This is a genomic window from Bacillus cereus group sp. BfR-BA-01379, assembly GCF_022663605.1.
Classification (GTDB): Bacteria; Bacillota; Bacilli; order Bacillales; family Bacillaceae_G; genus Bacillus_A; species Bacillus_A mobilis.
Genome location: NZ_JAKUFT010000043.1, coordinates 17,311 through 39,055 on the forward strand (window position 1 = coordinate 17,311; position 21,745 = coordinate 39,055).

Here is a 21,745-nt window from a genome sequence, read left to right on the forward strand (position 1 = left end):
GTCAGCTCCTACCAAGACGGTAAAACAGAACCATCAAATTTTTTCTCGATAAATTCTTTTACTTCTTTAGATTGATAAGCTTTCTTTAATTTATTTACAACAGCATCATCTTTATTTTCAGTACGAACAACGACCCAGTTCACATATGGTGAATCTTTTCCTTCACGGAAGATAGAATCTTTCGCAGGGCTTAATTTTGCACCTAATGCAAAGTTTGTATTAATTGCAGCTGCTTTCACTTCACTTAGTTGTGTTGGTAATTGAGATGCCTCTAATTCAACAATCTTTAAATTTTTGGGATTTTCAATGACATCTTTCGCAGTCGCTTTTTCTGTCGCCTTTGGATCTACTTTTAAAACTCCTGCTTTTTCAAATAGCTTTAAAGCTCGAAGTTCATTCGTTGGATCATTTGGTACAGCGATTGCGTCGCCCTCTTTTAAGTCTTTTACATCTTTTAAGCTTTTAGAATATACGCCCATAGGGAATGTTACTGTTGAAAATACTTCCGTTAATTTCATATTGCGCTCAGCTTTAAATACGTCTAAATATGATTTCGTTTGATAGCTATTTATATCGAGGCTTTTTTCATCTAAAGATACGTTTGGTGCTACATAATCATTAAATACTTTTACATCAATTTCGAGTCCATCTTTCGCTGCTACTTCTTTTACCTTTTCAAAAATTTGTTCATGCGGTCCGCCAGTCACACCGACAGTAATCTTTTTCTCATCTAATGCTTTTACCTCTTTATCAGAATTAGCACCACATGCACCTAGCAATAATACCGCTCCACTTACAATGCTTAATAATACTTTTTTCATCTATAATTCCCCCTCCATATACGTTCCAAAATAAAAAGCACCTCTCAAAATAAGAGAGGTGCCGAATAGACAAAATAGGTTCCTCTCTTATCTTCCAAAACGAAAAATCGTTTTGCAGGAATTAGCACCTTAGCTTATACGTCATAAGCTCGGTTGCCGGGCATCATCGGGCCAGTCCCTCCGCCACTCTTGATAAGAGTTTGTGTATGTAGTTTTTTAATATGGTATTAATAGTAAATCTTACAAAAAGAATTGTCAATGTTATTTTCAGAATATATTTTATTTTAAGGCAATCGAAACGTTCCCTTTCTTGTGTCCCTTTTCCACATACATATGAGCTTCAGCAATTTCTTCTAACCGGTAGGTTCTATCAATAACAGGTTTTAAATATTCTGTTTCAGTTAGTTCTTTTAGTAGAATCATATCCTCTTTACTTACCTTTGCCATCATTCCATTAACAGATACATATTTTCCATTAGGTGTTAATGTATTTGTACAAAGGGATTTTTTATACTTCCCAACTGCATCAAATATAATATCGTAGCGCTCGCCCTGCTTAGTAAAATCTTCTTTTGTATAATCAATTACTGTATCAGCTCCTAAAGATTGAACGAGTTCAAAATTTGAATTACTACAAACAGCCGTAACGTTCGCGCCGAAATATTTAGCAAGTTGTACAGCAGCTGTTCCTACTGATCCTGAGGCACCATAAATGAGCACTTGTTGCCCATTTTTTATACGGCCCTTTCTGAGGAAATGCAATGCTGAAGTTCCACCAAAAGGAATAACTGCAGCTTCCTCATACGTCACATTGGTAGGTTTTAATGTTATTAATCCACTTTCATGTACGCATGTGTACTCGGCATAACCACCGAGGTTTAGTTCTGTTAATGCGAAAATTGGGTCACCTTTTTTAAATTGAGTTACATCTGTTCCTATTTCTTCGATTTCACCGGATAACTCTACGCCGAGTATAGGTTTTCTCGGTTTTCTGAAACCTAATATGACCCGCATAGGAATCCAAAATAAGAGAGGGCTATTAAAACCGCGTATTCTACAATCCCCAGTTGATACACTTGTTGCGTGAATTTTAATTAATACTTCGTTCTTTTTAGGTGTAGGTTTCTCTATATTTTGAAGTTGAAGAACGTTAGGTGGTCCATACTTTGTGCAAATAATTGCTTTCATAATGACCTCCTGAATTTAGTTGTTGTTATTAACATCATATTTAACATCTTCATTAAACATGTCGCTATATAGCGAATATAGATTAAAAATTGTATAGATTTCATAGGAAAAGAGGTGATATTATTTTGGAAAAGGGGGCGACATTATGAAAAAAATTATTTTTATTTCAAGTTTAGTGTTTGCAATCAGTCTAGGGGTAGGATGTAGTAATGAGAAAACGGCAAAGACGAATGAACCGAAAAAAGAATCAGTTCAAAAAGAAAAGGAATTAGCGGCGAAGGATGTTTTCAAGAAAACGAACGAATCTTTTAAAAATGAAGAGCATGTAACGATGACATATGGTGTAGGAGTAAAAGCTGAGGGAACAGAGATGGATATATTAAAGGCTAAGATGCAATTAGAGCCAAAGACAAAGAATTCTCGTTCTGAAATGAATATTTCTGGTACAGATGTTGTAGTGTATACTGTGGATGGTAAAGTTGCTGGTGAGGTAAAAAACCCTAATACAGGAGAAGTTATAACTGTACCAGAGGAGCAATTAAACGCTGGTGGAATGAAAGCGACTCAAGATATTATAGATAAGTTAGAAGTACCGGAAGTAGTTTTAGATAAAATGAAGATGGAGAAAAGCGGAGATAAATATAAACTGAAATTTACATTAAAAGGGCAAGAAACAGAAAGTATGTTAACTAGCATGGATGAAACGCAGAAGAAAATGTTACAAGCACAAAATGCGAAGATAGAAGAAGTGGATGCAGAATATATCATTACAAAAGATTTTAAATATGAATCAGCAAAGATAGATATGATTATGAGTAGTAATGGCAAGGATAAAGCACACATTATTACGAACGCAAAATATACGTCGTACGAAAAGTTTGACCCAATACAATTGCCAGCAGCAAAGTAACAGTTTTGATGAGGGGGACCTAAAATAAGGGCCCCCTTTTTGTATACTTTCTTCTTAGGAAAATAGGTACAATATGAAGAGGGAAAACTGTAGAAGAGGAGAGTGTCATTTGAAAAAAAGAAAGATAGCGGTGGTCATTGTAGCTTATACAGTGTTGCTTGCAACATCTGTAAATACATATAAGGAGCAACTAAATCATCCCATTATGAGCGATGTAGGAAAGTTACTTCCAACAAAAATTAAACGTGTTGAACATGCTGAGGATGAAAGTTCATTAAAACAGGTCGTGCAAGATGCAAACGTTTCTGGAGAGAAGATTTCTATTGCAGGTATGCAGCATAGCCAAGGCGGTCAGACGTATTATCCGAACGGTACGATGCTTGATATGAAAGGGTATAATGAAATATTAGAATTCGATGCGGAGAAGAAGAGGATTAGGGTGCAAAGTGGTGTCACATGGAATGACATTCAAAAGAAAATCAATCCATATGGTCTTGCGGTTCAAGTGATGCAATCTCAAAATATTTTTACTGTTGGTGGTTCATTAAGTGTAAATGTACATGGGCGTGATATTCGTCATGAAGCATTGATTGATACAGTAGAGTCGTTTAGGTTGTTAATGGCAGATGGTAAGGTGCGTAATGTAAGTAGAGAAGAAAATACGGATCTGTTTACGTATGTAATTGGGGGATATGGATTGTTTGGCGTGATTTTAGATGTGACGCTAAAGTTAACAGATGATGAATTGTATGAAGAGCATACGAAGGTACTAGATTATAAAGAGTACTCTTCATATTTTAAGAATAAAGTGCGAAGGGAAGAGAATATACGTATGCATTTAGCACGTATTTCTGTTGCCCCACATTCATTTTTAAAAGAAATGTATGTGACAGATTATGTATTAGCAAAAGATCAGCAGAGGTTGAAAGAATACAGCAAATTAAAAGAAGAAAATATTATAGCTGCGCCAAAGTTTTTACTTGGTTTATCACGCTATAGTGATTGGGGAAAGGATACGTTTTGGGATATACAAAGAAGTTATTTTGAACGTACAAATGGTAAGTACGAAACACGAAATAATGTAATGAGATCGGATAGTGCCTTTATGGAATACGATAATCCAAACTTGACCGAGATTTTACAGGAGTATTTCGTACCGGTAGATAGTTTTGCAGCATATATAGATGACTTGCGAAGTGTTTTGAATGAAGAGGAATTAAACCTTCTTAACATTACCATCCGCTATGTAGAAAAGAATGAAAATGCGGTACTATCTTATGCGAAAGATGATATGTTTGCGCTTGTACTTTTAATTAATCAAGGGCGCTCAGAGGATGAAATAAAGAAAACAAAAGCGGTCATTCAGAAGATGATTGATGTTACTTTGAAGCATAATGGAAGTTATTATTTACCTTATTATTCTTATCCAGAAAAGGAGCAACTAAAGAAAGCATATCCTCGCATAGAAGAGTTCCTTCAGAAGAAGAAGGAAGTAGACCCAGAGGAACGGTTTGTGAATTTATTTTATAAGGAGTATAGCAAATGACATATAGAAGATTTGTAGCATCACAAAGCATAATTATGATGGCGGGAAGTATGGTATTTCCTTTTTACATTCTATTGCTTCGGAATGTTGGGAATAGCTTCTCGCAGTTTGGCTGGGCGTATGGCTTATTTGCCCTAACTTCAGCACTTGTATATCCGGTAGTAGGAAAGGTGTCTGATCGAGTAGGTGATCAGAAATTATTAATTATATATGCTTGGTCCATGGCAATATTAATGCTTTGTTTCCCGATTGCCACGGAAGTTTGGCATGTGTACATTCTTCAAATTTTAATGGGGGTTTTAGGTGCTGTGCAGCGTAATACGGAGAAGACATCGTTAGCGCGAAAAGTTGTGCAAAAAAATGCTGGTTATGAGATTGGAAAATATCATGTGTGGACATCGATTGGAGGAGCAGTAGCAATTATTGCAACGGGATATTTAGTAGATTTCTTTACGATTGGTACGATTTTTTATATTGCATCTATCTTATATGTAGTGAGCGGCGTTGTATTAAGTAGTAAAAAAATATAATCATCCCCATTTTTACCTGAATACCCTTTATTTGTTATACTAAAAGGGAAGACAAAAGAAAAGGGGACATTGCCTTTGATGAAATTTTTAATTTTAGCTATTCTCACTTTGTTTTTGATTCCATGGACAAGAAGCGGTAGTAAACTTCGTGCAGTGGATAAGAAAGGGGATGAGAAGGTTGTAAAGGGTAAGAAATCATCCATTTTAGTTATTCCTGTTTTATTTTGGATCGGTATTGCAATCTATGAATATCTTTGGCTAATTGATGATCGAGCAGATTCGATTCTTACTCATTATTCTGTTGCAGTAGCAATTTTAATTGGGCTTGTTTTATTTTCACAAGATCAAATAGGGAAATTAGAAGGTACGTTAAAAGGACTTCTAATGTTTGTTTTACTCGCAAGTTACGGCTATTTTGGTTATTTGCACGATATAGTAATCACGCAAAAAAAATATGATTCTGTTGTAAAGATAGAGAAAGATATTTCAGAGCCATTTACTGAAAATGATCAGCCGTTTACAGTGCCGCCAAAGACAGCGGAGAATAAAATGAAAAAAGTATTTGGGGACATTCCGAAAGTAGCTTATTTTGAGCTAGGGGAATTAACGCCACAAATGGTAAATGGTGAGGCTTTATATGTAGCACCTATTGAAGTTTCAGGCTTTTTTAAAGCACGTAAAGCTGAGACAATTCCAGGGTACGTAACGATGTCAGGTACGAATCCTGATGCGGAAGCGAAACTGCATCTTGGTTATAAAATGAAATATGTGCCAAGCATGTTTTTTGGTAATAAATTAGAACGTGTCGTTCGAAAAGCAGAACCGGATTTAATTTTTAAAGGGAAACCTAAATTCGAAGTTGATGATAAAGGAAAGCCGTATTATACAATGACGTATGGTGAATTTATCTCAGGAAGATCTGGATTTGAGGTAGAGGGCGTTGTAGTAGTAGATGCACAAACAGGTGAAGTGAAAAGATACGATAAAGGAAAGGCACCTAAATTTGTTGATGGTGTATTAAATCACGAGACCGCATCTACATTAAATACGTATTTCGGTAAATATATTCACGGATTTTGGAATACAAAATTCTCACAAACGGATATGAAGATTCCGACTGAGTGGGGAACGAAAGAAGGAGTTACACCAATCTTCGGTAAGGATGGAACATTATATTACTTTACTGATTTCACCTCTCCGAAAGAGGGAGTAGATTCTGCACTAGGTTATTCGCTTATCGATGCGCGTACAGGTAAGTTGTATTACTATAACGGAAAAGAAGTGAAGGGAATTATGGATGGTTCAGCTGCTTCGGAAGTAGTGGATAATTCCTTTAAGAGAGAGAAATGGCATGGAACGATGCCGGTTATTTATAACGTGTATGGTAAACCTTCTTGGATTGTACCTGTTATTGATGACGGGGGATTAGTACGTGCTCATACAGTTATCTATGCTTCTAATGCAAAAATATTTGCAACAGGTTCTACGCAAAAAGAAGCGCTTGAGAATTATAAAAATGCGCTGAGTGGAAGTGGAGATTCATTTAGACCAACTTCAAATGGTAAAGAGGCACAAAAAAAAGGCGTTGTACAACGTGTATATAAAGAAAAATCAGGTGAAAATACAATTGTGTACGTACTGTTAGAGAATGAACAAAAAGTATTTATGATACCTGTGAAGAAATTCCCATATGCTATGTTTACAGAAGTGGGAGATCCAATTCAAATCACATATTTAGATACAGGAGAGGCGATGTCTTCCGTATCTAAATTTGAAAATAGTAATTTGAAAAAGTAAAGCGATAGAAATTCTATCGCTTTTTTTTACAGCATAAAACAGGAAAATGCACTATACTTGACGTATGTTTATGTTGTAACTATAATTGTTACGATTCAGTAGTTATAGGAAAGGGTGAACGGAAAAAGTGAATGGAGTTAATCAAGAAATATATAAACCTGTAAAGACAAATAGGTTATGGATGATTCTTGTACTAGGGACACTTACGGCGATTGGGCCATTATCTATTGATATGTATTTACCTTCTTTACCGAAATTAACGGATGATTTACAAACAGGTGCATCCCTTGCGCAGCTTACTTTAACAGCTTGTTTACTTGGGCTTTCAGTAGGACAATTATTTGTCGGTTCAATTAGTGATATTTACGGAAGGCGCAAACCTCTTATTATTGCTCTTATTATTTATGTTGCTTCTTCTTTACTTTGTGCTATTGCGCCATCTATTTGGAGTTTAGTGTTATTGCGCTTCTTACAAGGAGCTTCAGGATCGGCTGGGATTGTTATATCACGTGCAATGGTACGTGACATGTATTCAGGTTCTGAAATGACGAAGTTTTTCTCACTGCTCATGTTAGTAAACGGAGCAGCGCCTATTTTGGCACCGATTATTGGAGGACAATTGTTACAATTTACAACATGGCGCGGTGTCTTCATCGTTCTTGGAGCAATTAGTGTATTCATGTTAATATCAGCTACTTTCGTATTACGTGAAACATTACCTCTTGAAGAAAGAGAAACAGGTGGATTGTCAGGGACGTTGGCGACGTATGGAAAACTGTTAAAGGATCGTCTGTTTATGGGATATGCATTGTCACAAGGGCTAGTAACGGCGGCAATGTTTGCATACATTTCGGGCTCACCGTTTGTGTTGCAGAACATATACGGAGCATCACCACAGCAATTTAGTTTATTCTTTGCGATTAACGGTATCGGTATTATTATTGCTAGTCAGGTAACGGGTCGTTTAGCAGGGAAAGTGAATGAGAAGACATTATTTGTTGCTGGTATTATTATCGCAGCTGTTGGTGGCCTATCTTTATTACTGACAATCGTACTAGGAATAGGTTTAATTGGTGTTTTATGTTCATTATTCCTTGTTGTATCAAGTGTTGGGGTTGTCTCAACAACTGGGTTCTCGTTAGCGATGAGAAATCAGAAACAAGCTGCAGGAACAGCGTCGGCCTTATTAGGATTATTACAGTTCATTTCAGGAGCACTTGTTGCACCATTAGTAGGTATTGGGGGAAGCAACACCGCATTACCGATGGGGGTTGTGATCGCTCTTTGTGAAATTGGTGCTGTGTTATGTTATCTATTTATGGCCAGAAGAAGTGAAAAGCAGTTTGAACTGCAGCAAAGACAAAATTTAGAGGCTTAATTTATAAAAAAGAGCTAATTCAAATATTTTTGAATTAGCTCTTTTTTCATTTCTTTGAAATAACTTATACAGTTTTGTAAGGTGATGCAAAAGTTATTTGCATAAAGTGACGATACTGTGACAAAAATGTTGGTGTGTATATTAAGATATCGTCTTAAGTGTAAAAAGTAGAGTGTTATCGGTATAATAACAAGTGGAGATAAAAGAAACTATAATGAGTAATAGCTGTAGATAAAAGGAGAAGAAGAGATGAAGAAGGTTTTGGGTATTGCTGTAATGGGAAGTATGCTCCTTCTAGCAGGGTGTAATGGAAATAAAGATACGAAAGAACCGAAAGAAAAGGTAGAGCAATCTACTGAACAAACAGAAGAGATGAAAGCATATCTTGCAGTACATGAAAAATACGATATAAAAATGAATAAAGAAATTAATAAAGCACTGCAGTTATTTGAAGTGGCAAAAGAAAAGGGCGGTAAGGAAATAACGAATGCTACATATAAAGAAGATGTGCAAAAGGTAACGACTAGCATGTTAGAAGATATTGATCATATACGTAAAGAAATTCGTGTTCCAAAGTCGAAAGAGCAAGAGCATGAGGTATATGCTGGTTTCTTGGATGAATCGGAACAAGCGATGAAAAAATTGCAGAAGTTAGCTAAAGAAGAAGACTCATCATTGATTCGTGATATAGAAATTAACTTTGCAACAGCATCAACATACTATAAACGTTTTCAAGCAGAAACGAAAAAATAACCTTGCGTACGTGCAAGGTTATTTTTTCTTCTTACCATCTCCGTCTTCATCCTCGGATACTAATACCTTCTGTTCTTCGTGAAATTCAGAAATGGTTTGCCAGGTAATAGTATCGAATGGAGTATAAAAAGTTTGTAGAAGCCGAGGATGACAAGTAGAACGATTGTTAATGGTAATTCCGATAAAAGAATTAAAAACTGATTTTTCTAAATATATCCAATTTGATTGACTTTTCATTTTTTCAGAATTATAATTCGAAATATACAATTTGAACCAAATAATAATATAGCAATTTACTTATCCAGAGAGGTAGAGGGACTGGCCCTATGACACCTCAGCAGCGGGTTCTGTAACAGGAACACCGTGCTAATTCCAGCAAGCAAGTCTTGAAAGATAAGTGATGGGCCTTCGTTTATTAAGCCTTGATCTTATTTTTTAAGATCAAGGCTTTTTGTATTTTAAGAAGCGGAAAAGTAAGGAGAATAAATATGTCAATAAAACAAAGTAAATTCATTTGTTTAGGGGGTTATTGAAGTGTATGTTATTAAAAAACTATCGGTTATGGTGTTCACGCTATGGGTCATTACGACAGTAACATTTTTGATTATGCATATCATTCCTGGGGATCCATTTTCATCAGATGCGAAAATCTTCCCAGAGGAAGTAATACAAAATATGAGGGCGAAGTATCACCTCGATGAACCGTTATGGAATCAATATGTCGCTTATTTAGATGGTGTAGTTCATTTTGACTTTGGTGAATCGGTTCAATCGACGGGACAAGGCGTATCAGAAATTATAACGACAGGATTTGGTCCATCAGCGATTATTGGTTTACAAGCACTTATCATTTCATTATTAGTCGGAATTGTAGCAGGTACATTTGCAGCTCTCTATCATGGGAAAGTAATTGATTATAGTGTGAGCTTACTTGCGATTCTCGGTATTTCTATTCCAAGTTTTATTTTAGCGCCACTATTTATACAAGTATTTGCAATTCAATTTGAACTGTTACCAGTAGCGTCTTGGGGCACATTCGAACATACGGTATTACCATCCTTCGCATTAGCGTTAGGGCCAATCGCAGTAATTACAAGGTTTGTTCGCTCTAATATGATTGAAGTTTTGCAGAGTGATTATATTAAGCTAGCGAGAGCGAAAGGTATCCCAATTAAGAAAATCATTATAAGACATGCTCTTCGAAATGCGATTGTGCCAGTACTTACATTTGTTGGACCTTTAATGGCTGGACTGTTAACAGGGACTTTCGTTATTGAAAAAATATTTTCCATTCCTGGCCTAGGAAAGTATTTTGTAGATAGCATTTTTAACCGAGATTATCCAGTCATTATGGGAACAACGATTTTCTATAGTGCATTATTAATTTCTTGTATTTTCATTACAGATATTATTCATCGTATTGTTGATCCGCGTATTCGTTCTATTACATAAGGAGGGGGGACATTTAAATGGGAGCTTATGAAATCAATAACCAGTTATTAACGAATGAAGAGAAAAAAGAATTAACGATAAATAAAGAGCAGCAAACGATTAGCCGAAAGAAGGAAGTGTTTCGCAAGTTTATATCAAACCCTATAGCGGTTTTAGGAGCAGTGACGTTATTACTCATTATTATTTTCTCACTAATTGGCGAAAGTTTAACATCATTTACTGCGAGTGAACAAGTGAAAGAAGCAACTAATTTACCTCCTAGTAGCGAGCATTGGTTTGGAACCGATGATTTAGGAAGAGACATATGGGCGCGTACTTGGGCTGGTGGGAAAATCTCGCTAACAGTTGGATTGGTAGCGGCAGCGCTAGACATAGGGCTTGGTGTACTAATCGGAGGTTTTAGCGGATATGTAAGAGGGCGTAATCGTCTTGGAACGTTAATTGATGAGTGGATTATACGAGGGATTGAAGTATTATATGGTATCCCATATCTATTAATTGTCATTTTGCTATTAATTGTTATGAAACCAGGTCTTTTTACTATTATCATTGCCCTTGCATTAACAGGATGGATTGGAATGGCTCGTCTTATTCGAGCACAAGTACTGTCTTTAAAACAAAGAGAATTTGTTATCGCAGCAGAGCGGTTAGGTACGTCTCATATGAAAATTATATATGGACATTTAATTCCAAACTTAACAGGGATTATTATCGTAAATTTGTCATTTACAATTCCGGCAGCTATTTTCTCAGAATCATTTTTAAGTTTTATCGGACTCGGAGTACAATCACCAGCGGCTAGCTGGGGAACGATGACGAACGATGCACTCGGGACATTATTAAGCGGAGAGTGGTGGCAATTATTCTTCCCAGCAATCATGATTGCACTAATCATGTTCGCATTTAATGCAATTGGTGATGGTTTGCAAGATGCAATTGATCCAAAAATCGTAAAAAGGAATCGAAAGGAGAAAAAACATGGGACAGCTTTTATCTTTAGAAAACGTAACGTTGGCCGTTGAAAAAAAGAATAGTAAGCAAGCAATTGTGAAGCATGTTTCCTTTTCTATTAACGAAGGTGAAATTGTTGCACTTGTAGGAGAGAGTGGTTCAGGAAAAAGCGTTACAGCACAATCTATTATTGGACTAAATCAAGAAGCTATTCATATCGACGATGGAAGTATCTCTTTCCAATCTCAAGGATTAACGAATTTACAAGAATCAGAGTGGAATCAAATTCGAGGGAAAGATATTTCGTTTATTTTTCAAGACCCTCTGTCCTCTTTAAATCCGACGATGAAGGTAGGCAGACAAATCACAGAAGTGATTTTACAACACGAAAAGAAGTCAAAGAAAGAGGCAAAAGAAATTGCAATTAACTTATTAAATGATTTAGGGATACATGAAGCGGAGAAACGTTTTGAACAGTACCCGCATCAATTAAGCGGAGGTATGAGACAACGTATTTGTTTAGCAATTGCATTTGCGTGTCACCCAAAGCTCGTTATTGCAGATGAGCCTACAACTGCATTAGATGTAACGATTCAAAAACAAATTATGGGGTTATTAAAAGAGAGAAAAGAAAAACAAAATACGAGTATTTTATTAATTACACATGATTTGGCACTTGTACGTGAAGTAGCAGATCGAGTAGTTGTGATGTACGGGGGACGTGTTGTTGAAAAAGGAACGATACAAGAAGTAATAGGTTCACCGAAGCACCCATATACGAAAAGTTTATTGCAGGCCATTCCGAATATGGATGATTCTGAAAAGGTACTTAGGGCTATTGAGGGAACAACACCATCAATTGAAACGTTAAATAGCTTTGGGTGCCCATTTGTAAATAGGTGCCCAGTAGCAATAAAAGAATGTATTCATCGTTTCCCTGATAGAACATCCTATTCTGAGGAACATAATTCACATTGTTGGCAACATGTTCTAGAGCATAACCAAGCGAAATCAAAAGAGAAGGTGAATGCCTCATGACGACAGATTTAATTACGGTAAAGCAAGTAACAAAAACGTATGGGAGTAAGAAGAAAGAAATCGCGGCGTTAAAAGATATATCACTTTCTATCCCGAAAGGAACAACGCTTGGCATTATTGGAGAAAGTGGTTCAGGAAAAACAACACTTGGTAAGCTCATAGCTGGGATCGAGAGTCCAACATCTGGTCAAATTGATTATAACGGTCAAGTTGTCCACAAGTTGAAGTCAGCTCATAAGCGGGATTTCTTGCAGAGAGTACAGTTCATATTTCAAGATTCAACAGCTGCATTAAATCCGCGCTGGAAAGTACGCGATAGCGTAACAGAAGGATATATTTCATTCGGTTTAGGTGATAAGGGATTGAAAGATAAAGTCGCAGGTGATGCGCTAGAACGTGTTGGCTTAGATCGACGATATGTCGATCGATACCCACATGAATTTAGCGGAGGGCAACGTCAACGAATCGCTATTGCAAGGGCGTTATTATGTGAGCCAGAGGTATTAATTCTTGATGAACCAATTTCTGCATTAGACGTTTCATTGCAAATTCAAGTTGTACATTTACTGCAAAAGATTCAAAAGGAGCAAGGTTATACATATTTATTTATCGCGCACGATTTGCCGATGGTTCACTACTTATGTGAAAAAGTGGCTGTCTTATATAAAGGAGAACTTGTTGAATTTGGAAATACGGATGAAGTATTTCGTAATCCACAACATTCTTATACAAAAACATTATTAGCATCAACACCAAAAATTTCGGGTTAAAGGAGAATGTAGGATGAAGAAGTTTTTATTATTTGTCATTATGACCGTATTAGCAATTACTTCTGTCGCTTGCGGTAAGAAAGAGGCGCAAAAGGCGAGTGCTGGTAAGGGAGAAGGGGATCGATTAGTAACGAATATTGGTAGCGATCCATATACACTTGATTCCGCTATTGCAACGGATAGCACATCAGGTTATGTAATTGGACATTTATTCTCAAGCTTATATACGCAAGATAGTGATGGGAAATATCAAAATGAGTTAGCAGAAAAAGAAGAAGTAAATGCGAATGGAACTGAATATACAATCCATTTAAAGAAAGATATTAAATGGTCAGATGGTTCTCCTATTACAGCAAATGATTTTGAATTTGCATGGAAGCGATTATTAAATCCGAAAACAGGCTCTATGAATGCGACAGAAATGTATTTTATTAAAGGTGCAGAGGCATATAATACTGGAAAAGGTGAAGAAGGCCAAGTTGGTATTCAAGTCGTTGATCCTCAAACATTAAAGGTAACACTTGAGCACCCAGTTGCTTCTATTAAACAAAAATTAGCGAGTTCATTATTTATTCCACTATCTAAAAAATCAATTGATGATAACAACAAATTAAAAACAGATCCCAAAGAGTTAATTACAAATGGACCATTCACGTTAAAAGAATGGAAGCATAATCAAGCAATTACAGTACAAAAAAATAAAGAATACTATGATAAAAAGGTAACATTAAAAGAAATTGAGTTTCGTATTATTCCAGACTCTAAAACAGCGTATCAATTGTACAAATCAAAAGAATTAGATTTATTAAGTAGCTTACCACAAGAGATGATCGAGAAAGAAAAAGGGAATAAAGAATATAAACGTGTTGCGGGATTCTCATCTTATATTTACTCGTTTAACGTAGAAAAAGAGCCATTTACAAATGCGAAAGTACGTAAAGCATTTTCACTAGCAGTTGATCGTAAGTTTATCGTTGAAAAACTGTATAAGAATAATGCACAAGAAGCATATGCATTCGTACCAGAAGGAGCAAAAACACAAGGTGGTCGTGATTTCCGTAAAGAAAAAGGTGATTACGTTAAATTTGATCCAGCAGAAGCGAAAAAATTGTTAGAAGAAGGTATGAAAGAACAAGGATGGTCTACATTACCTGAAGTAACATTAAAGTTTACAACGGATACACAGCATAAAAAAGTAGCAGAAGCAATGCAGGAAATGTTTAAGAAAAATCTTGGTGTAGATATTAAATTAGAAAATAAAGAGTGGAAGAGTTACATCGACACATATAAGCAAAGTGATTTCCAATTAGCTTATATGGGATGGGGTGGCTCTTTATTAGATCCGATTACTAAACTAGATTTATATGCAGGTGATGGTCCGAATAATTATGCAAAATGGCATAATAAGGAATTTGACGCTTTAGTAAAAGAAGCAGAAGTTGAACAAAACGAAGATAAGCGTTTTGACTTATTGCATAAAGCAGAAGATATTATGTTTACAGATTCACCATTAATTCCAATTATATTCCCTTCTGATTCTTATTTACAAAAAGGGTCAGTATCAGGTCTTCAATATTATGTTGGATCTAAACCGGATTTAAAATATGTAAAAATAAAGAAGTAGGCAACCGCCTACTTCTTTATTTTATTTCTCTTTTATATTCTTTTTTCGTTCCATCAGAGAAGACAACTTCTAAATCGAACTTTTGGTAGTCTTTATCAAGCTTGAACACGTTTACTACTTGATCGATTACTTCTTGATCAGGAGTATCTTTATTAAATTTTAATTCTTGTAGAAGTGGGCTTAATTTTGTGATAGCCTCGTCTCCTGTTAATTTTACATCTGCTTTATGATCTTCAATTTTTGCTTCCATTTTCTTATCTGCTGCTACATTTTTATAGTCAGCTTCGTAGTCTTTCTTTGTATCTTGGTAGTCTGCCTTTAAATCGAATTCATTAAAGTCTAGTTTTAAATCAGCAGGGGCTTCATTCTTTGCCTCTTCTGTAGTCTTTTTATTAGAAGTTGTGTCTTCTTTTGCAGGAGCTTTACATCCTGTTAATGCAGGTACTAGCATAAGAGCTAATAAAACTGATAGTAAAATTCTCATTATAAATTCCTCCTTATGTAAATTCGTTCTATACAAGTTTTTCCCAAAATCATGTAATTATGTATGAGTTGAAAATAAATTATTATCCTATAGCCGCAAGGGATAATCCGCAATTTAAATCAAAAATGATTTGTATGTATATGGTAAATTGAAGTTGTGAGGGGGTACTAATATGCATGAGGAATATAAAGAGATGGTAAAACAGGCAATTGAATATATAGAGGATCATTTACATGAGGAGCTTACTACAGAAAGAGTGGCGTCTCACAGTGCAGTATCGATGTACCATTTTCATCGTATTTTTCAAAAGTATATTGGGATGAGTGTAACGGATTATATTCGAAAGAGAAGGTTAACTCATGCTGCACAATCCTTAGTGTTAACGGAGAGAGCTGTTATTGATATTGCAGTGCAATATGGTTTTTCCTCACAAGAGGCATTTACGAGAGCTTTTAAAAGAATGTTTCAATTGCCACCAAAGAAATATCGAAAGTACTTTCAGTCATTTTATATAGAAAGAGAGGGTGTTTCAATGCAAAAAGGTATACCGAAAGGATGGATCTTAAGTGGAAGTCATCCTGCTGAATATGAGATGGGTTTAGATTATGAAGTTGCCCATCAAGGAAAAGTATCTGCATACATAAAAGCAAAAGAGAATGTTACGCATGGAGGATTTTCAACATTAATGCAAATGTTCCGAGCAGATAAATATGTAGGTAAAAGATTACGTTTAACAGCGTTTATTAAGAGTGAGAATGTAAGAGATTGGGCAGGATTGTGGATGCGAGTAGATGGGAAAGATACAGAACCGCTCGCTATGGATAATATGCAAAATCGTCCAATTAAAAATACGAATAACTGGCAATCGTACTCGGTTGTATTAGATATAAAAGAAGGGGCGCTTGGTATTGCATTCGGTATTTTATTGTCAGGAGAAGGCAGCGTGTGGCTAGATAGTATCCGATTTGATGAAGTGGATGAAAAAATTCCTTCAACAGATTTGGCTGAAAACTTTTATGAAACACTACTAGAAGAACCGATAAATCTGCAATTTGAAGAGATAGAAAAGTAAGGAGAAAAGATATGCTCAAATATGCAAAACTAATAAGTATTAGTTTAGTAATATCGTCTTGTATTATGGGAATTAATTATTTAATTAGCTATCTTTGGTCAGGACATATACCTTCTTTGACATGGAGAACATATTTGATGTTTATGTTTATATTTATGATGAGTTTTAGTTCGATGCAAAAAGAGTGCTATGAAGAAAATTGATAATCGTTTTGTTTGTCTTCCTATTATTGATCCGCAAATAGTTATCACTAGATTAGAGATTATTTCCCGTAACAAACGGTTATCATACAATAATATTTGGTGAAGTTAATAGGGAGAGAAATATTATTGTATTATTACTTATTGTACTAGTTATAAAATTGGTAGCAAGAATTACTATATGTATAAAAGGGATGGTAAAGAGAAGTAGTTCTATAATTAAAGAAGTATAAAACAAAAAGGTATCCTTCAATTGGATACCTTTTTTTACTGATACTTATTATTTTGCAACTTCTGTCCACTTGTAGTTAAATTCACCGCCGAAGTCAGTTGTTACAAGCCCTTTAATGAAAGAGCGTTGTAAGTAAGAACGACCTTGTTGGTATAAAGGAGCGACAGCGCCGTCTTGTAATAGGATTTTTTCAGCTTGCTTCATTGCTTCAAAGCGAGCTTTTTCATCGCCAGCTAAATCTTTTTTCACTTTATGGATTAGCTCATCATACTCTTTGTTAGAGTATTTATCGAAATTATAAGCACTATCTGTTGTAAATAAATCTAAGAATGTAATTGGATCCGCGAAGTCAGGGCCCCAGCCATCAATACCGATTTCATAGTCACCGCTTAATAGTAGTTTTAACTGTTGTTTACGTGGTTGTGGTTTTAATGTCACTGTTAATCCATCTAGATTCTTTTCTAGTTCACCTTTTAAATATTCACCAGTCTTTTTAGCTAAAGCATTATCACTTGTTAATAGTTCGATTGTTACTTTGTCAGTACCAAGTTCTTGTTTCGCTTTTTTCCAGTTTTCTTTCGCTGTTTTCACATCATCTTTGACTAGGTTTCCGTTTTCTTTACGGAAGTCGTTACCTTCTGGACTCTTTGCGAATTTCGCAGGAATCATTCCTTCAGCTGGAACAGCACCGTTATTTAAAATTGTTTCTACATATGCTTTTTTATTCATTGCTCCGTTAATAGCAAGGCGTGCATGTTGATTTTTTAACGTTTCATTTTTTTGATTGAGTCGTAAGAATTGAATGCCAACTTCAGCGCGGTCTTTGAAGTTTGGATCGCCCTTATATTTATCAACAAACTCCGCAGTTAAAGCAACGCGATCAATTTGTCCTGAATCATATAAGTTAACTTCTGTAGACTTATCTTTAACGACATTGAAGTTGATTTCCTCTAATTTTACAGTTTTAGCATCCCAATAGTTAGGGTTTTTCTTCAATTGGAAGCTTTGCTCGTGTTTCCAGTTATCTAATGTGAAAGCACCGTTGTAAATTAAATGATTTGTTTCTAAACCATATTTATCTCCTTGAGATTTTAAGTACTCTTCGTTAATTGGTAAGAATGTTGAGAATGTCGTTAAGCTTAAGAAGTAGGGAACAGGACGGTCTAGCTGTACTTCTAACGTTTTATCATCAAGAGCTTTGACCCCTAGTTGATCAATTGGTGATTGTTTTTGGTTTATTTGTTTCGCATTCTGTATATCGAAGAATAGGAATGCATATTCAGCTGCTGTATCAGGATTTACGGCACGTTGCCAAGCGAAGACGAAGTCCTTTGCTGTAACAGGAGTACCGTTTGACCATTTTGAATCACGCAGGTGGAATGTATATTTTGTTTTGTCGGGACTAACGTCAACCGAATCAGCAACACCAGGAATCGGTTTATTATCTTCTCCCATTGCATATAAACCTTCAAAAACATTTCGCATTACGCTCATGGATTCCCCGTCCGTCGCTTTTGCAACATCCATTGTTGGAATTTCTGAAGCAAATGATAAGTTAATTGCTTGTTTATCAGGTGCTTTATCATTTGCTTTCGCTCCACTTGCGTTATCTTTATTTCCTCCGCAAGCAGTTAGTAATAGACTTGCCCCTAAAACAGATGCAACAACAGGTACAACTTTTTTATTCATTGTTCGTTCCTCCCTAAATGTGTTGTTCGTAACGTCATAATGTCCATGTATTGAAGTGTAACTATAGAAGAAGAGAGAACCTATTATAGGTATGTGTATGTAGGTAATCAGGTGTTCTATATGTATATACATGCTGAACTATAATCTATCGTTATATGTTTCAGCGTAGAAGACATTATATTTTGATGGTTAAATATTTCGTTTCTTTGATTATTTAGAATATTAACACTGGAAAGAACTATATGTCAATAATAAAAATAGATTGTTAATTTCTTGAAATAATATATTAAAAAAGTAGATTCCCTCGTATTAGGGAACCTACTTTTCATATGTTTTTCTAAAAAAATAATTGGTGTAGGTGGGGAAACTTCAAATAAAGTGGCCTTTTATTACGCTAATTGCGGCTACCGATAAAAGCTCGATTGATGCGGATTAACGCTTTGTTTTATTTTTCAATTTTTGCCCATTTGAAGTTTAATTGACCTGCAAAGTCTACTTGCACAATTCCTTTCACATAAGAACGTTCTAAATAAGATTCGCCTTTTTGGTAAAGAGGAGCGATAACAGAGTCTTTAAATAATATTTTCTCGGATGCTAGTAATGCTTCCCAGCGAGCTTTTTCATCACCGGCTAAAGTTGTTTTCACTTTTGCTATTGTTTCATCAAACTCCTTATTAGAGTAATGATCTAAGTTGTAAGGGTTATTCGTTGTAAATAGCTCAAGGAATGTAATTGGATCCGCAAAGTCAGGGCTCCAGCCGTCAATTCCAATTTCGTAGTCACCTTTTAATAAAAGTGAAACTTGTTGCTTACGTGGTTGCGGCTTTATATTTACTGTTAAGCCATCTAAATTCTTTTCTAGTTGTCCTTTTAAGAATTCACCAGTTTTCTTTTCAAGGTCACCGTCACTTGTTAATAGCTCTAACGTTATTTTTTCAGACCCAAGTTCTTGTTTTGCCTTTTTCCATAATTCTTGAGCAGATTTTGTATCAACCTTTGTTAAATCGCCGTTTGCAGCACGGAAATCTGTTCCGTCAGGTCCTTTTGCAAAGTTTTTCGGCACGAGACTAGAGGTTGGTGTAGAGCCGTCATTTAATAACGTATTTACAAAGGATTTTCGATCAATTGTTTGATCGATTGCTTGGCGTGCAGAAACGTTTTGAAGTACTTTGTTTTGTTGATTCATACGTAAAAACTGTACTCCTACATTCGGACGCTCTTTAAAGTTAGCATCCTTTTTATATTTATCAACGAAGTCAGATGTTAGTTTGATACGGTCTAATTGTTTTGACTCGAATAAATTTACTTCCGTAGACTTTTCTTTTACGATGTTAAAGTTGATTTCTTCTAGTTTGACAGTATCTTTATCCCAATAGGTAGGGTTTTTCTTGAATTTAAAGCTTTGCTCGTGCTTCCAATCGCTTAGTGTAAAAGCCCCGTTGTACAAAATTGTATTGTCTTCTAAAGCATATTTATCACCTTGTGCTTTAAAGAATTCCTCGTTAATTGGTAGAAATGTTGGGAACGCTGTTAAGCTTATAAAGTACGGAACAGGACGTTCTAATTCTACCTCAAACGTATGGTCATCAATTGCTTTTACACCAAGTTGATCGGCTGGAAGTTCTTTATTGTTAATTTTTGTTGCGTTTTTAATATCAAAGAATAGAAATGCATATTCAGAGGCTGTTGCTGGATCAACAGCTCTTTGCCAAGCAAAGACAAAGTCTTTTGCTGTAACAGGAGTGCCGTTTGACCATTTTGAATCTCGTAAATGGAATGTGTATTTCGTTTTATCGCCACTTACTTCATGAGATTTTGCAACACCAGGGACAGGTTTGTTACCTTCACCAAGATTATACAAACCTTCAAATACGTTTCTCATTACTTGACCAGAATCAGTATCTGTAGCACGAGCTGTATCCATTGTTCGTATTTCAGTAGGTGAAGATAAGTTTAAAACCTGTTTACTAGGCGCCTCGTCTTTTGCATTTGCTCCGCTTGCTTCGTTTTTATAACTACCGCAACCAGTTAATAAAATACTTACTCCTACAACTGATGCAATACCGGGTACAAACTTCTTTTTCATTTGATTTTCCTCCTAAATAATTAAGTTTGGATGATGATGAGGGAAATGAAAAATAAAAAATCCCTCTTTTCGTATTGAGAAAGAGGGATTTTTACGTACAAGTTATGCACCCGTATATAAACGAAGTCCCTCATTCTATCTTTCAAGCATAAAGCTTGCAGGAAGTGGCACAGTATTCAAAGTGAACCTGTTGCCGAGGTTTCAAAGGGCCAGTCCCTCCACCTCTCTTGATACAATGAGTAAACGAATAAACTTTATTAATTTTTGTGTTTCTTTGATAATTCAAAATCTTACACCTTGGATAATGAAGTGTCAACCGAATGAAATATAGTTTAAATTTTCAGTTTTATTTGATGAAAAAAACCACTGCATATAGCAGTGGTTTTTCTATTAGAAATTAAAGTTATCTGGGTCTGGACCAACGCGACGATCTTCATTTAAAGCTTGAATTGCTTGCATGTCATCAGCACTTAATTCAAAATCGAATATATTTGCATTTTCAATAATGCGATGTTCTTTAATAGATTTAGGGATTGTTACAACTTCGTTTTGTAGATCCCAGCGTAAAATAATTTGTGCAGTTGATTTATTATATTTTGTTGCAATGTCTTGTAATGTTGGATTGTCTAGCAGTTGGCCTTGCATTAATGGTGACCAAGCTTCAAGTTGAATGTTATGTTCTTTACAGAAAGTATGCAGCTCCTCTTGTGCTAAACGTGGGTGATATTCCACTTGGTTGACCATTGGCTTAATTTCAGCAATTTCAAATACGTCTTGTAAGTGGTGAATATGGAAATTACTCACACCGATAGCGCGAACACGGCCGTCTTTATAAAGCTTTTCTAATGCTTTCCATGATTCAGTATATTTCCCTTTTACAGGCCAATGTACTAAATATAAATCTAAATATTCTAGGCCTAATTTCTCTAATGTAGTTTCAAATGCTTGAAGTGTTGTTTCATACCCTTGATCGCTATTCCACACTTTTGATGTAATAAATAATTCTTCACGTGAAACACCTGATTCACGGATCGCCTTTCCAACGCCTTCTTCGTTTTGATAAATTGCTGCAGTATCAATGCTGCGGTAGCCATTTTTAATTGCTGCTTTTACAGATTCAATTACTTCTGAACCATCTTCTACTTTAAAAACACCTAAACCAAACCAAGGCATTTTTACACCGTTATGTAATGTTGTATAGTCTTTTAAACTTGTTAAATTCAT

Annotated in this window: 19 protein-coding genes, 1 pseudogene and 3 riboswitches; of the genes and pseudogenes, 13 read left to right on the top strand and 7 right to left on the bottom strand. The window is 35.6% G+C overall.

Going from position 1 to position 21,745, the window contains the following annotated elements:
- Positions 1-8 precede the first annotated feature (8 nt).
- Together MR113_RS16875 and MR113_RS16880 are read right to left on the bottom strand one after the other, a co-directional pair.
- On the bottom strand, positions 9-821 hold the full coding sequence (locus MR113_RS16875) for a MetQ/NlpA family ABC transporter substrate-binding protein (RefSeq protein ID WP_242255659.1): 813 nt from the start codon (positions 819-821) through the stop codon (positions 9-11).
- Between the two features lie 84 nt (positions 822-905).
- A riboswitch (SAM riboswitch) is annotated at positions 906-1,020 on the bottom strand.
- 80 nt (positions 1,021-1,100) lie between these two features.
- On the bottom strand, positions 1,101-2,009 hold the full coding sequence (locus tag MR113_RS16880; RefSeq protein ID WP_242255660.1) for an NAD(P)-dependent alcohol dehydrogenase: 909 nt from the start codon (positions 2,007-2,009) through the stop codon (positions 1,101-1,103).
- A gap of 145 nt (positions 2,010-2,154) precedes the next feature.
- Between MR113_RS16880 and MR113_RS16885 the strand changes: the two genes are divergently transcribed.
- The 6 genes from MR113_RS16885 (at position 2,155) to MR113_RS16910 (ending at position 8,923) form a co-directional block, all read left to right on the top strand.
- A complete protein-coding gene (locus MR113_RS16885) occupies positions 2,155-2,919 on the top strand; it encodes a DUF6612 family protein (RefSeq protein ID WP_097819846.1) in 765 nt (254 codons plus the stop codon).
- A 109-nt stretch (positions 2,920-3,028) separates the two neighbouring features.
- Positions 3,029-4,465, top strand: a complete 1,437-nt coding sequence (locus MR113_RS16890; RefSeq protein WP_242255661.1) for an FAD-binding oxidoreductase — start codon at positions 3,029-3,031, stop codon at positions 4,463-4,465.
- Entirely contained in the window at positions 4,462-4,995 is a 534-nt protein-coding gene (locus tag MR113_RS16895; RefSeq protein ID WP_242255662.1) for an MFS transporter, read from the top strand. The genes MR113_RS16890 and MR113_RS16895 overlap by 4 nt, the downstream gene beginning before the upstream one ends.
- A 78-nt stretch (positions 4,996-5,073) precedes the next feature.
- Positions 5,074-6,792: a DUF3981 domain-containing protein gene (locus MR113_RS16900; RefSeq protein WP_242255688.1), complete on the top strand. Its 1,719-nt coding sequence runs from the start codon at positions 5,074-5,076 to the stop codon at positions 6,790-6,792.
- Between the two features lie 127 nt (positions 6,793-6,919).
- Positions 6,920-8,170 (top strand): multidrug effflux MFS transporter, encoded by a 1,251-nt coding sequence (locus MR113_RS16905; RefSeq protein WP_242255664.1) that lies wholly within the window; start codon positions 6,920-6,922, stop codon positions 8,168-8,170.
- 249 nt (positions 8,171-8,419) lie between these two features.
- Positions 8,420-8,923 (top strand): hypothetical protein, encoded by a 504-nt coding sequence (locus tag MR113_RS16910; RefSeq protein ID WP_242255666.1) that lies wholly within the window; start codon positions 8,420-8,422, stop codon positions 8,921-8,923.
- An 18-nt stretch (positions 8,924-8,941) separates the two neighbouring features.
- Here MR113_RS16910 and MR113_RS16915 read toward each other — a convergent pair.
- Positions 8,942-9,114, bottom strand: a pseudogene (locus MR113_RS16915) (DUF3951 domain-containing protein).
- 103 nt (positions 9,115-9,217) lie between these two features.
- Positions 9,218-9,323: riboswitch (SAM riboswitch) on the top strand.
- A 134-nt stretch (positions 9,324-9,457) separates the two neighbouring features.
- Here MR113_RS16915 and MR113_RS16920 point away from each other — a divergent pair.
- Genes MR113_RS16920 through MR113_RS16940 form a run of 5 tightly spaced genes read left to right on the top strand, consistent with a single transcriptional unit; the run spans position 9,458 to position 14,758 of the window.
- Positions 9,458-10,375 (top strand): ABC transporter permease, encoded by a 918-nt coding sequence (locus MR113_RS16920; protein WP_242255668.1) that lies wholly within the window; start codon positions 9,458-9,460, stop codon positions 10,373-10,375.
- 17 nt (positions 10,376-10,392) lie between these two features.
- Positions 10,393-11,397 carry an ABC transporter permease gene (locus MR113_RS16925; RefSeq protein ID WP_242255670.1) on the top strand — a complete coding sequence of 335 codons (1,005 nt, stop codon included), beginning with the start codon at positions 10,393-10,395 and terminating at the stop codon, positions 11,395-11,397.
- Positions 11,354-12,364 carry an ABC transporter ATP-binding protein gene (locus MR113_RS16930; protein WP_242255672.1) on the top strand — a complete coding sequence of 337 codons (1,011 nt, stop codon included), beginning with the start codon at positions 11,354-11,356 and terminating at the stop codon, positions 12,362-12,364. Before MR113_RS16925 ends, MR113_RS16930 begins: the two co-directional genes overlap by 44 nt.
- The gene (locus tag MR113_RS16935; RefSeq protein WP_242255674.1) at positions 12,361-13,134 is read left to right on the top strand and encodes an ABC transporter ATP-binding protein; all 774 of its coding nucleotides are present in this window, start codon (positions 12,361-12,363) and stop codon (positions 13,132-13,134) included. The genes MR113_RS16930 and MR113_RS16935 overlap by 4 nt, the downstream gene beginning before the upstream one ends.
- Positions 13,135-13,147: 13 nt before the next feature.
- Positions 13,148-14,758, top strand: a complete 1,611-nt coding sequence (locus MR113_RS16940; RefSeq protein WP_242255676.1) for a peptide ABC transporter substrate-binding protein — start codon at positions 13,148-13,150, stop codon at positions 14,756-14,758.
- 16 nt (positions 14,759-14,774) lie between these two features.
- On the opposite strand, the gene MR113_RS16945 is transcribed toward MR113_RS16940, so the two are convergent.
- Positions 14,775-15,242 carry a YusW family protein gene (locus MR113_RS16945; RefSeq protein ID WP_061677911.1) on the bottom strand — a complete coding sequence of 156 codons (468 nt, stop codon included), beginning with the start codon at positions 15,240-15,242 and terminating at the stop codon, positions 14,775-14,777.
- Between the two features lie 172 nt (positions 15,243-15,414).
- Between MR113_RS16945 and MR113_RS16950 the strand changes: the two genes are divergently transcribed.
- Complete coding sequence (locus MR113_RS16950; RefSeq protein WP_242255678.1) at positions 15,415-16,314, top strand: helix-turn-helix transcriptional regulator; 900 nt, start codon at positions 15,415-15,417, stop codon at positions 16,312-16,314.
- A gap of 11 nt (positions 16,315-16,325) precedes the next feature.
- Entirely contained in the window at positions 16,326-16,517 is a 192-nt protein-coding gene (locus tag MR113_RS16955; RefSeq protein ID WP_242255680.1) for a hypothetical protein, read from the top strand.
- 277 nt (positions 16,518-16,794) lie between these two features.
- Here MR113_RS16955 and MR113_RS16960 read toward each other — a convergent pair whose 3' ends face one another.
- The 3 genes from MR113_RS16960 to MR113_RS16970 form a co-directional block, all read right to left on the bottom strand.
- Positions 16,795-18,435 carry a peptide ABC transporter substrate-binding protein gene (locus tag MR113_RS16960; protein WP_242255682.1) on the bottom strand — a complete coding sequence of 547 codons (1,641 nt, stop codon included), beginning with the start codon at positions 18,433-18,435 and terminating at the stop codon, positions 16,795-16,797.
- Between the two features lie 445 nt (positions 18,436-18,880).
- On the bottom strand, positions 18,881-20,521 hold the full coding sequence (locus tag MR113_RS16965; RefSeq protein ID WP_097819856.1) for a peptide ABC transporter substrate-binding protein: 1,641 nt from the start codon (positions 20,519-20,521) through the stop codon (positions 18,881-18,883).
- 132 nt (positions 20,522-20,653) lie between these two features.
- Positions 20,654-20,758: riboswitch (SAM riboswitch) on the bottom strand.
- Between the two features lie 153 nt (positions 20,759-20,911).
- Positions 20,912-21,745, bottom strand: a complete 834-nt coding sequence (locus tag MR113_RS16970) for an aldo/keto reductase (protein WP_242255684.1) — start codon at positions 21,743-21,745, stop codon at positions 20,912-20,914.